Annotated in this window: 12 protein-coding genes; 4 read left to right on the top strand and 8 right to left on the bottom strand. The window is 61.3% G+C overall.

Annotated features, from left to right (window positions below; genetic code table 11):
• The coding region (locus IEX16_RS20050; protein ID WP_229676341.1) for a hypothetical protein at positions 1–496 on the top strand (496 nt) is incomplete at its 5' end.
• Positions 497–701: 205 nt separating this feature from the next.
• On the opposite strand, the gene IEX16_RS13570 is transcribed toward IEX16_RS20050, so the two are convergent.
• Positions 702–1,607: a CoA transferase gene (locus IEX16_RS13570; RefSeq protein ID WP_188709012.1), complete on the bottom strand. Its 906-nt coding sequence runs from the start codon at positions 1,605–1,607 to the stop codon at positions 702–704.
• Between the two features lie 217 nt (positions 1,608–1,824).
• Between IEX16_RS13570 and IEX16_RS13565 the strand changes: the two genes are divergently transcribed.
• Positions 1,825–2,394, top strand: a complete 570-nt coding sequence (locus IEX16_RS13565) for a DUF2975 domain-containing protein (protein ID WP_188709011.1) — start codon at positions 1,825–1,827, stop codon at positions 2,392–2,394.
• A gap of 13 nt (positions 2,395–2,407) precedes the next feature.
• Positions 2,408–2,629 carry a helix-turn-helix domain-containing protein gene (locus tag IEX16_RS13560; RefSeq protein ID WP_188709010.1) on the top strand — a complete coding sequence of 74 codons (222 nt, stop codon included), beginning with the start codon at positions 2,408–2,410 and terminating at the stop codon, positions 2,627–2,629.
• A 19-nt stretch (positions 2,630–2,648) separates the two neighbouring features.
• Here IEX16_RS13560 and pobA read toward each other — a convergent pair whose 3' ends face one another.
• Positions 2,649–3,833 carry a 4-hydroxybenzoate 3-monooxygenase gene (pobA, locus tag IEX16_RS13555; RefSeq protein WP_188709009.1) on the bottom strand — a complete coding sequence of 395 codons (1,185 nt, stop codon included), beginning with the start codon at positions 3,831–3,833 and terminating at the stop codon, positions 2,649–2,651.
• Positions 3,834–3,968: 135 nt separating this feature from the next.
• Between pobA and IEX16_RS13550 the strand changes: the two genes are divergently transcribed.
• Positions 3,969–4,808: an IclR family transcriptional regulator domain-containing protein gene (locus IEX16_RS13550; protein WP_188709008.1), complete on the top strand. Its 840-nt coding sequence runs from the start codon at positions 3,969–3,971 to the stop codon at positions 4,806–4,808.
• Positions 4,809–4,819: 11 nt separating this feature from the next.
• On the opposite strand, the gene IEX16_RS13545 is transcribed toward IEX16_RS13550, so the two are convergent.
• The 6 genes from IEX16_RS13545 to IEX16_RS13520 all read right to left on the bottom strand — a co-directional run bounded on the left by IEX16_RS13545 (position 4,820) and on the right by IEX16_RS13520 (position 11,773).
• Entirely contained in the window at positions 4,820–6,634 is a 1,815-nt protein-coding gene (locus tag IEX16_RS13545; RefSeq protein WP_188709007.1) for a PAS domain-containing sensor histidine kinase, read from the bottom strand.
• Positions 6,635–6,636: 2 nt separating this feature from the next.
• The gene (locus tag IEX16_RS13540; protein WP_188709006.1) at positions 6,637–8,205 is read right to left on the bottom strand and encodes a cache domain-containing protein; all 1,569 of its coding nucleotides are present in this window, start codon (positions 8,203–8,205) and stop codon (positions 6,637–6,639) included.
• A gap of 123 nt (positions 8,206–8,328) precedes the next feature.
• Positions 8,329–9,045 carry an ABC transporter ATP-binding protein gene (locus IEX16_RS13535; RefSeq protein WP_188709005.1) on the bottom strand — a complete coding sequence of 239 codons (717 nt, stop codon included), beginning with the start codon at positions 9,043–9,045 and terminating at the stop codon, positions 8,329–8,331.
• 106 nt (positions 9,046–9,151) lie between these two features.
• Complete coding sequence (locus IEX16_RS13530; RefSeq protein ID WP_188709004.1) at positions 9,152–9,898, bottom strand: ABC transporter ATP-binding protein; 747 nt, start codon at positions 9,896–9,898, stop codon at positions 9,152–9,154.
• Positions 9,891–10,913, bottom strand: coding sequence for a branched-chain amino acid ABC transporter permease (locus IEX16_RS13525; protein ID WP_188709003.1), 1,023 nt, complete (start codon positions 10,911–10,913; stop codon positions 9,891–9,893). Before IEX16_RS13525 ends, IEX16_RS13530 begins: the two co-directional genes overlap by 8 nt.
• On the bottom strand, positions 10,910–11,773 hold the full coding sequence (locus IEX16_RS13520; RefSeq protein ID WP_188709002.1) for a branched-chain amino acid ABC transporter permease: 864 nt from the start codon (positions 11,771–11,773) through the stop codon (positions 10,910–10,912). The genes IEX16_RS13525 and IEX16_RS13520 overlap by 4 nt, the downstream gene beginning before the upstream one ends.
• Positions 11,774–11,894 lie beyond the last annotated feature (121 nt).

Genomic DNA, 11,894 nt, shown 5'->3' with positions numbered 1-11,894 from the left:
CAATCAGTTAATCTTGCAACCCACGGACTTCTGGAATTTAGATTGGTACGAGGATTGGGGGCAGGTCAGCGGGGCAAGATATTTGGACGGTACAACACCCGTTTTGCTTGCAAGGGCAAACTCCATTGAACGTGCTCGCTTGCTAATGCTCACAGTCGGACGTGCAAGGGAAAAGACATACTTGGAATGGTCGAGGGCTTCGATGATTGTTGAGGCTGTCGAACACGTGATATCACCGCTTGACCACTTCGTGACGTACTGTCGATCTAACGGCGTTCCTATTAACGAACTCAGATTAATTCGCAATGTTATCGCGCATACCAATAGAGACGCGAAAACCCGTTACTGCGTTGACGTAGTTCGTCCTAAGTACGGATCTGATGCCTATATCCGTCCCGGAATCTATCTTCTTACTCAGCGGTTCGTGCGTCCCCCGATCGAAGATATTTTTTCTCGAAGCGAAATCCTGATTAGAAAATTGATCAAGGATTCCTAACGATCAAGAGTGCTACGTGCTTTGGTCGCAAGCTTGGCTTGGCTTGTCATCCCAGACCTGACCCGGGATCCATGCAGTGTGGACCTGCTGCTTGGGGCTGCCGGGATGGATTGCGGGTCAGGCCCGCAATGACAACAGGGGTGTTGGCCAGGTAAAACGTCAAAGTCAAATCGGCTTCCAGCCCTTATGCGACGAGCGTGAGCAGCTATTGATTCGATAGCGTGTGCAGCGGAATGTCTTTCTCCCTCGCCAGTTTGTCGAGCTGCCCGCAAGTCTGCGTGAGCAGGAAGGCGGCAACGGCTTCGTGCGTGGAAGGCGCGAACATGGTTTTCATGTCTTTCATCGCCACACCTGACGCGGCGCAAAGGCTGGCCGCGAAATGTGGCTCCAGCGCCGCGACTGCCACGCGGCCGTCCTTGCACGGGTAGACGCAGTAACCGGCGTGACCGCCGCCGACGGCGGAGCCGGGTTTGGTCAGACCCCAAGCGCGCGGCAGGCCGAGGTAACTGGCGGCTTCGGACAGCGCGACTTCCAGAAACACGCCTTGCGGATGCGAATCACCGGTGCCAGCATAAGGCTCGCGCTGGCGCAGCACGGCCTGCAGCACGGCTTCGCTGGCCATCAGCGAGCCGCCCATGTCGGCGTAGAGCGTGGGCGGCAGTTCCAGACCGGTCACCAAATCGTTGTCAGCCATGTAGGTCAGGTCATGGCCGGGTGCTTCACCTAGCGCGCCAAGCGCGCCGACGATGGCGACGTGCGACAACGCGGGGTGCAGCGTGTGGAGCTTCTTCCAGCCCAGGCCGAGCTTTTCGACGGCCGACGGGCGAAACGAGGTCAGCAGCACGTCGGTCTTCGCCAGTTCGCGGTGCAGCACTTTTTGCCCCCCGTCGGTTTTCAGGTCGGCAGTCATGACCTTCACGCCTTCATGCAGTTGTGCGTAGGCCGGCTTGTTGTACGAGCCCATGGGGTCGCCCGCTGGCGGCTCCAGCTTGATGCAGGTCGCGCCCATGCGGCGGCAACGCATCAGCGCCGCCGGACCGGGCAGATTGAGTGCCAGGCTCAGGATACGCACGCCCTGCAGGGGCTGGAAAGAGGGGCTCGGGGCTAGCATGGGGGAAGTCTCCTGCGTTTGGCAGGCAAGGGTGCTCCGCCGTGGTTTTAAGCTGACCTTACCAGAAGTCGCCGGCATCGAAATGCCTGCAGCGGTTCAGGCTGGTCTGAGCGCAAACAGATCAGATATTTCAATTAATTTATGTTTTACAGTAATTAATTATTGTCTTACAGAAAATAATGTGACATGCTGGGCGCTTCATCACAAAAAGTGCGTTATGAAAACTACATTGACTGCCAGCACGCTGTCGGGGCCGGAAGTGCAGCGCCTGAACAGCGCTTTTGCCTGGGTTTGCGCTTTGCTGTCTGTGGCCCTGCCGCTGGCGGTGCTGTACCAGCTGATGACCACGCCGACAGAAGGCTTGCTGCTGCGCGCCGGTGCCAGTCTGTCGGCGGTGCAGGTCGCGATGCTGGATGTGGAGCTATGGCAACGCTTGCTGGCGGTGGGCCTGGGCATGGTGCCGGTGTGTTGCGCGTCTTACGGTCTGGTCTGCGCGATGCGTTGTTTCTCTGGCTTCTCCCAGGCCGAGTATTTCAGCCTGCGTACCGTGCGTTATCTGCGCGGTTTTGCCGCCGGCATTTTTGCGTCAGTGGTGGCGGGATTTTTCGTGTCCATGGCCATCAGTGTCGTCCTGACACTGGGTGCGCCTGCCGGCCAGCGCGCACTGGCCGTGGGTCTGGGCAGCAACGAGTTGATCACCCTGTTGTTTGCCGGCATGGTCTGGCAAATTGCCGCCGTGATGGCCAAGGCGGTGGCGCTTGCTGAAGAGAACGCGCAGTTTGTCTAGTTAATCGCGCACTGTGTCCATCGTCGTCAAACTCGATGTGATGCTCTCCCAGCGCAAGGCCAGGTCCAAGGATCTGGCGGCGTATGTCGGCATCACGGAAGCCAACCTGTCGCTGCTCAAGCAGGGCAAGGTCAAGGGCGTGCGCTTTGACACACTGATGAAGATCTGCGAGTTTCTCGATTGCCAGCCGGGGGATTTGCTGGTGAATGAACGTGAGGACGGCGTTCAGGGGTGACACCCATCCGGTTGGCGGCTCAGCTCCCGAAATCGAGCGGCAGGCCGACGTAGTTTTCAGCGACGGAGCGCGCACCGGCTTCCGAATGCACGAGGTAGTCCAGTTCGGCGTCCTGCAGCTTCTGGCCGATGGGGCCGTTTTCCGGGAAGTTGTGCATCAGGCTGGTGAACCACCACGAGAACCGCTCGGCACGCCAGACGCGCCTGAGACAGCGCTCGGAATAGGTGTCGATGCCGGCTTCGCTCTTTTCGGCGTAGAACTCGATCAGCGCGCTGGACAAATATTTCACGTCGCTGGCGGCGAGGTTCAGTCCCTTGGCGCCGGTGGGTGGCACGATGTGTGCGGCATCCCCCGCCAGGAACATGCGCCCAAAACGCATGGGTTCGGCGACAAAACTGCGCAAGGGCGCCACGCTTTTCTCGATAGCCGGGCCGGTGACGAGGTGTTCGCGGCCGCCCGCGTCCAGGCGCAGGCGCAGCTCGTTCCAGAAGGCATCGTCCGACCAGGCTTCGACCTTGTCGGTCAGCGGCACCTGCAGGTAGTAGCGGCTGCGTGTGGCGCTGCGTTGCGAGCACAGCGCAAAGCCGCGTGTGCTGTTGACGTAAATCAGTTCATGGTGCACCGGCGGTGTGTCGGCGAGCACCCCCAGCCAGCCGAAGGGGTAGACCTTTTCGTACTCGGTGATGGCGCTCTCGGGCACGCTGGCGCGGCATACGCCGTGAAAGCCGTCACAACCGGCGATGAAGTCGCACTCGATCTCATGCGCCTGCCCGTCCTTCTCGTAGCGCACACGCGGCTTCTTGGTGTCGAAGCCGTGCACTGACACGTTGCCGGCTTCATAAATGGTGGTGAGGCCTGCCGCCTGCCGGGCATCCATCAGGTCGCGGGTGACTTCAGTCTGGCCGTACACCATGACGTTTTTGCCGCCGGTCAGGCCATTCAGGTCGATGCGGTGGCGCTCGCCCTTGAACAACATGTCGAAACCGCCATGCACCATGCCCTCCTGGTGCATGCGCTGGCCGACCCCGGCTTCGTCCAGCAGGTCGATGGTGACCTGCTCGAGCACGCCGGCGCGAATCCGGCCGAGCACGTAGTCGCCGCTCTGGCGCTCGATGATCACGGCGTCTATGCCGGCTTTGTGCAGCAACTGTCCGAGGAGCAGGCCGGAGGGGCCCGCACCGATGATGGCAACCTGGGTGCGCATGATTTTTGTCTCCACTTGTCGACTTGCATAGCTGATTTGCTAGCGTAGGCGGTCCGCCGCGCGATGACCAGTCGGCGGGGCAGGACAAGCTGCCCCTTTGCACGATCAACAGGCAACTTGTGCGATGATCGCGCAATGAGCACGGTTACTACCCCGCCCAGCCGGTCCGCCGGCGAACTGCAGAGCCATCGGCCGATTGCGAAGGCCGACATGATTGAAGGCATGGCCAAGGGTATGGCGGTGCTGGAAAGTTTTGACACGCAGCGCCAGCGCCTCAACGCCACGCTGGCCGCCGAACGTGCCGGCATCACGCGCGCTGCCGCGCGCCGGCACCTGCTGACTTTGGCGCATCTGGGCTATCTGGAAACCGACGGCAGCTACTTTTGGCTGGCTGCCAAAGTGTTGCGTTTTTCGGGCAGCTATCTGGCCTCGGCCCGTTTGCCGCGCGCCATCCAGCCGACACTGAACCGGCTGGCCGCGCAGACCCAGGAGTCGTTTTCTGCAGGCGTGCTTGACGGCGACGAGGTGGTGATCGTGGGGCGCAGCGGCTATGAGTGGAAAAGCGCCTCGTCCGGCGCGGTGCGTGTGCTGGCCTACGGCTTGCACCTGGGCGCGCGGCTGCCGGCCCATGCAACCTCTACCGGTCGTGTGCTGCTGGCGGCTCAGGGCAAAACCGCCTTCACGCAATGGCTCAAGGGACGCTTGCTGCCGCGCCTGACGCCGTGCACCGTGATCGACCCCAAGTTGTTTCGGGCAGTGATTGAACAGGTGCGCGCGGATGACTTCAGCCTGGCGGTTGAGGAGCACGAACTAGGCGTGCATGCGCTGGCCGTGCCGCTGCGCAACATGCAGGGCAAGACGGTTGCCGCGCTCAATGTGGTGGCCTCGCCGCAGCGCCTGACGGTGCAGGCGATGCAGCGCGATCTGCTGCCCTTGCTGTTTGATGCGGCCAGGGAACTGCGACCGCTGATGTAGCGATGCCGCCTTTACGACGGCACGGGCAAGGTAAAGAAGAAAGTCGCGCCCTGGTCTGGCGCGGCTGCGGCCCAGATGCGCCCACCATGGCGGGCGATCACGCGGCTTACCGTCGCCAGGCCGATGCCGGTGCCAGCGAACTCGGTGATGCCGTGCAGCCGCTCAAAGGTGCCAAAGAGTTTGGCCGCATAGGCCATGTCGAAGCCGGCGCCGTTGTCGCGCACAAAAAAGGCCGCCTGCCCGGCTGACCACCCCACCTCAATCTGTGTGTGTTCGCGTCGCTCGCTGAACTTCCAGGCATTGCCGATCAGGTTTTCCATGACCGAACGCAGCAGCCGCATGTCGCCGTGCGCGGCCAGTCCTGACGCGACGACGGCATTGACGTCACGGGCCGGTGCGTGGATACGCAGGCTGTCGAGCACTTCACGGGAAATTGCGCTCAGGTCCACGGGCTGATAACGCAGTTCGAGGCGGGTGACATGCGCGAGCGACAGCAAGCCTTCGATCAATTGGCCCATCTGGCTGACGCTTGACTGGATGCGCGTCAGGTAGTGCTGGGTCCTCGCGCCCTGCGAAGCACCCAGTTCCTTGAACAGCAGGCGGCTGAATCCATCGATGGTGTTCAGCGGAGACCGCAGATCGTGCGATACCGAATAGGAAAACGCCTCCAGCTCCGAGTTGGACATGCGCAAAGCGGTTTCAATCGCCTTGATCTCCGTGATGTCCACGTCGATACCAACCCAGAACATCACACGGTCACGGTCATTGAGAACCGGCGAAACGCTGTAAGACATGATGCGGTAGCTGCCGTCCCGCGCACGCAGGCGCCGCGTGCCGGTGTACGGCGTGCGCGTTTTGCGGTGCGTCAGCCAGCTGTCGTTCAGACCGGCGACGTCGTCCGGGTGGATCAGGTCCATCCAGCCCTGTCCCTGCCAGTCGGGCGGCTTGCCACCGAAAAGCTGGTACCAGGCCCGGCTGATGAAGGTCGCACCCCCGCGCGGATCGATGGTCCAGATGGGATGAGGGGCCTGCTCGGCGAGTGCCCTGAACAGCGCCTCCTGGCGTGCAAGTTCGCGCGTGCGCACCGCAATTTTTTCCTCCAGGCCGGTGTTGAGCTCCTGCACCTGGGCCAGCAGTTTGACGTTGTCGATGGCGATCTGCGTCAACTCGGCCAATTCGGTGGCGATGTATTCGTCCTGCTGGGTGAACTCGCCTTCGAGCTTGTCCGAGAGTTGCAGCACGCCAATGTTGGTGCCATCACGCCCGGTAAGCGGAACAGCGAGCCAGCCCCGCATGGCCGGGTGTTTGTCGGCGTAGGTGCCAAAACCGCGCCAGCGCGGATGGACCTCCAACTCGGCCTGGGTCAGGCGTTGTGGACGGTTGGTTTCACAGACCACGGCGTAAATGCCGCTGCCGTCGGGCGGCTCCATCAGGTGCCGAAAGGCCGCATATTTGTCGGACAGCGAGAGCGCGGTGATGCTTTGTGCCCAGCCGCTGTTTTGCGTCAAGCTGATGATCGCCTGGTGCGCACCGACGATGGTACGAGCCTGGTCCGCCACCTCCTGCATCATGGCGTCCAGACTGCGGTGCTGGGTGATGGCCTGGGCCGCTTCGGCGGCGCGTTGCAGAGTTTGCAGATGGGCCTGCACTTCCTGCTCGGCCTGCACCCGCGCGGTCACATCTTGCAGCGCGCCCTGCATACGCACCATGTTGCCCTTGCCATCGCGAACAGCTTGCCCCAGCGAGCGCACCCAGATGAGCCGTCCCGTGCCGGTCACCATCTCCACCTGGACGTCGAAAGGCGTGCCGTTTTCCAGACACTCCAAGGTCACCCGGCCGGCAAGTGCCTGCGACTGTGGCGCGCACAGGCCGATCGCAGTCTCCAGACCGGTGTGCTGCCCGGCGGCAGCTCCAGCACCAGGGAGGCTTCGTCAGACCATATGAAGCGCATGGTGGGCAACTCCAGTGCCCAGCCGCCCATGCGCGACAGTTGGCCTCCCATGCTCAGCAGGTTGGCCTGGGCATTGGTTGCTGCCTCCGCTTGCTTCAGGTCGTCGATGTCGGTGGAGGTGCCGTACCAGGAAACGATGCGTCCACTTTGATCGCGGTTGGGCAGAACGCGCGCCAGTTGCCAGCGGTAGGTTCCGTCGAGACACAGCAGGCGATGCTCGTTGTGCATGCTCTGCCCGGTATCGATGGCGTTGCGAAAATCTTCCATGGTTTGCGCCAGATCGTCCGGATGGACCCGCTTGAACCAGCCGCCGTTCAGGGACGCTTCCACGGGCTGCCCGGTGACATGGCTCCATTGGTCGTTGATGAAAACCATTAAGCCACTGGCGTTGGTGATGAACACGATTTGCGGCATGGCCTGAGCCAGCTGGCGAAAACGCACCTCCGTACGTTCGCGCTGCTGCGCATAGCGGAAGAGAAGCACCGACAGCAGGGTGACAGTGACAGCTGCGGCGAACCAGAGCAGCCAGGTCAGTGTTGCAAAACGCTTCCACGCAGCCAGCACATTGTCATAGGGTGAACCCACCAGAACAATGAGTTCCGGGTAGGGGGGCAGCCCGCGATAGGCGACCATGCGAACACGGGCGTCAAATGCGCTGGTGGTGGTGAAGATACCTTGCGGATTTTTGGCGAACTCGGGAAACAGCGGAAGGTCAGGGAAAGCCTTTCCCATGGCGCTTTCCTCCATGGGGCTACGCATCATCAGCACGCCATCCTTGCGAAACAGCGCAATCGCACCCCCTTCACCCAGATTGATCCCGCTCCAGAGTTTGTCGAAGTAGCGCGGCTCGACGGCGGCCACAATCACCCCCAAAAATGCCCCGCTGCTGGTCTGTATCGGCCTGGACGCACTGATCAGCCAGGTGCCGGTTGAGCGGCTGCGCACGGGGGAACTGAGATGAAATTGCGTGGCCGGGTTTTGTTTGTAAATTTGAAAATATTCGCGGTCGGCCAGCGAGATACCCATATTGCCGGTATCCGAGTCAAACCGGATGCGGCCTTCAGCGTCCAGCACCCAGATGGCGCGCACAAAGGGCAGCGCTTTCAGTTGCTCACGCAGCATGATCCGGGCCGAGTTCTCGTCCAGTCGTTTTTCGATTTGCAGCGCCTGCAGCTGGCTGGCAGTCAACTGCAGGCGTTGATCCACCGTCTGAAAGGTGCGGCTGGTCTGCTCTTCAATCACCTGAACCAGGGACTGGGTCAGTACTTCACCCGAACGCAGGGCTTCGCCGCGAAGGTAATAAAGCGCGATTGCCACGGCGCAGGCAGATACGATGAACAGCCCGGCCACCAGCCAGGCGATGGGCCGGACGATGGAAGGCTGAGGGGAGCCCGAGGGACGTTGGGAGGGCGCGGAGGCTGCATCTACTAACCAGGGCCAGCGCATGAATGTAGCCTTTCAGTTCGACGCGGGCACCCGTGTGTCCCGGTCCACCAGGCAGTGCACTGGTGAGGTCATGATGCCATGCAAGGCGGGCTTTGTCGATTCACTCCCGGGCGAGGCGCCCCTCTAGACACCCAGGTATTGCGTCAAAAGCTCTGGTTGTGCGCGCAACTCGGCAGAGCTGCCGGCAAACACCACCTCACCCTTGACCAGGATGATGTTGCGGTCGGTGATTTGCGTGACGTGTTTCCAGTTCTTGTCGACAATCACGCTGCTGATGCCGGTTTCCCGCACGAGCTGGCAAATGCGCCAGATTTCGCGCGCGATCAGCGGCGCCAGGCCTTCTGTCGCCTCGTCGAGGATCAGCACATCGGGGTTGGTCATCAGCGCGCGGCCTATGGTCAGCATCTGCTGTTCGCCGCCGCTGAGCTGCTGGCCGCCATGGCCCAATCGCTCTTTCAGGCGCGGGAAGGTCTCGAGCACGCGTTCGTAAGTCCAGTCGCGTTGGCCGCAGGTGCCGGGCCGCGCGGCCATCTTCAGGTTTTCGACCACGCTGAGGTTGCCGAAGATACCCCGGCCCTCGGGTACGTAAGCAATGCCGAGTTGAGAAATTTCGTAAGGGGCACGGCCCAACATCGGCTTGCCGACGATGGTCATGCTGCCCGAGCGCGGTTTGACCAGGCCCATGATGCTTTTGAGCAGCGTGCTTTTGCCCATGCCGTTGCGACCCATCAGGCCGATGGTTTCGCCGCGCGCCACGGAAAAGTCGATGCCGCGCAGGATGTGGCTGGCGTCGTAGTAGGTGTGGATGCCTTTGGCATCGATGAGAAGTTCGTTCGTCATTTGTTTGTGCGGCCGCCGCCCCGGGCCGCCCCAAGCAAGGCCAGCCTCTTTACACAAGGAGTGAGGCAGCGCGCCGCAGGCGCTCGAAGTAAAAAGCGTGGGGGCATCAATGTTCCCCTAGGTAGGCGGCTTGTACGTCGGCGTCCGCGCGAATCTGCGCTGGCGTACCACTGGCGATCACCTTGCCATCCACCATCACGGTCAGTTTGTCGGCCAAGGTGAAAACCGCGTCCATGTCGTGTTCGACCAGCAGGATGCCATGGTCCTTTTTTAGGGACAGCAGCAGCGCGACCATGCGTTCAGCCTCAGCCACACCCATGCCGGCCAGGGGTTCGTCGAGCAACAACACCTGCGGCCCGGTTGCCAGCGTCATGGCAATCTCCAACTGGCGCTGCTCGCCGTGGCTGATGGCGCCAGCCATCGCATTCTTCCGATTTTCAAGGCCGGAAAGCTCGATGGCCCTGGTCGCACGGTCATTGATTGCTACAAAATCATTAGCACGCCTGAACCAACGGGCGGCGTGTGGCTGGCGCGACTGGGCCGCCAGTCGTACGTTGTCCCAGACTGTGAAGGGCAGGAAAATATTGGTCTTCTGGTAGCTGCGGCCCAGGCCCTGTCGCGAAATTTTTTCGGGGTTCCAGCCAGTCACGTCTTGCCCGACTAGCTGCACCGAACCCGAGGTAGGCGGAAGGTCGCCAGAGAGCAGGTTGGTCAACGTGGATTTGCCGGCGCCGTTCGGTCCGATCACCGCGTGAATATGGTTGCGCTGCAGATCAACCGATACGTCGTTCACGGCAGCAAGTCCGCCGAAGCGTTTGGTCAGGTTTTTTGCACTGAGCAGGATTTCACTCATCGCCGGCCTTCCGCGATTTTCCGAAGCGCTCAACAAGACCCAGGATGCCGCGCGGCGCAAAAGTCACCAGCAACACGATGAACAGGCCCATCCAGAGTTGCCAATGTTTGCCGAGGTTGACGCTGCCGATACGCGGAAGGTCCTTGAACACATGCAGCAGGTATTCAAAAGCAAAAGCGCCGACGATGGCACCGGCGAAGTTGCCCATGCCGCCGAGGATCACCATCATGATGCCGTGCGCGCTCATGTGAAAGCCCATGAGTTCGGGGTTGATGTAGCCGGTCTGTGTACCCCACAAATAACCAGCCAGGCCCGCCAATGCGCCGGCCAGCGTGAAGGCTGTGAGCTTGTAGCGAAAGGTGCCGAAACCCATGGCGCGCATGCGGTGCTCGTTGACACGGATGCCGGCCAGTGCGCGACCGAACGGGCTCCAGAGCAGGCGGCGCAGGAAGGCATAGACCACCAGCAGCACGGCCAGGGTGAAGTAGTACAGCGTGTGTTTGTTGTCCAGATCCCACCAAGCGAAGGGCGTCCAGCCGAACAGCGCAATCGTCGGCTTGAAGTTGATGTACAGGCCATCAGAGCCGCCCAGCAACTTGTTGTCGAAAAACAGGAAGAAGACCATTTGCGCAAAGGCCATCGTCACCATGATGAAGTAGATGCCATGCGTGCGGACGACGAAGAAACCAATGATCAGCGCACCCAGTCCCGAGGCCAATACCGCCAGCGGCAGGGTCCACCAAAGGCTGACCGCTTCGCCCTGCGGCATCAAAAAGGCCAGCGCATAACCGGCCAGGCCGAAGTAGGCTGCATGGCCCAGCGACACCAGACCGGAGACGCCCTGCAGCAAGTCCAGGCTCATCGCAAAGATCGCCATGATCATCATGCGCGTGACCATCTGCACGTAGAAGTCGGTGCCGGTGAAGGGAAAGGCGACCAGCGCAACAAGCCCCAGCGCCAGCGCCACCTGTACGCCGCGCGGCAGGACTTCGAGATTGGCTTTCATCGTGCTCATTGCTTGAACAAGCCTTCAGGCTTCCAGAGGAGTACCGCAGCCATCAGCATGTAAACCAGCATGCCGGCCACCTGCGGCAGCAGTACCTTGCCGAAGGTGTCGACGAGGCCGACCAGCAGCGCGGCAATCATGGCGCCGCGCACTGAGCCGATGCCGCCGATCACGACGACGACAAAACACATGATCAGCACCTGCGAGCCCATGTTTGGGTAGACGCTGGCTATCGGTGCGGCAATCATGCCGGCCACCGCAGCCAGCGTCACGCCGAGGGCAAACACCACGGCATGGATCAGCTTGATGTTGATGCCGAGTGCACCGGCCATGTCGCGGTTGAAGGCGCCGGCACGTATTTTCATGCCGAACCGGGTTCTGGAGATCAGAAGATAGAGCCCGACCGCCAGGGCAATACACACAGCCGACATGAAGAGGCGGTAGACCGGATAGGACAGATTGTCGGTCAGCGGAATCGAGGCACTGAGCAGGTCGGGAATCGGCACGCCGTGTACGTCGTCGCCCCAGAGAATGGAGCGCAGCTCTTCAAAGATGTAGATCAGGCCAAAGGTCAGCAATACCTGGTCGAGGTGATCCCGGTGGTAGAAGTGGCGAAACAACAGCCATTCCAGCGCCAGTCCAAAAATCGCCGACAACACGGCACCGACGAGGATGGCCAGCGTCAGGCTGCCGAACTGCGCGCTGAGCGACCAGGCGAGGTAGGCGCCCAGCATGTAGAAGCTGCCATGCGCGAGGTTGACCACACCCATGATGCCGAAGATCAGCGTCAGCCCGGCCGCCAGCATGAACAGCAACAGGCCGTACTGCACGCTGTTAAGCAACTGGATAAGAAAGTTGGCGAGATCCATGGGTGCTTGACTGTGATTCCGGGGCGTGGGTGTATTTGGCGAGGGCTCAAAAAAATGGGAGGTCCGAGAACCTCCCGCTTCTTGTCGAGAAATTGCTCATGCGGGTCTTTACCCAGCAGGG

It is taken from the genome of Polaromonas eurypsychrophila (assembly GCF_014641715.1).
Taxonomy (GTDB): Bacteria; Pseudomonadota; Gammaproteobacteria; order Burkholderiales; family Burkholderiaceae_C; genus Polaromonas; species Polaromonas eurypsychrophila.
This window is presented reverse-complemented; position numbering and strand designations above follow the sequence as displayed.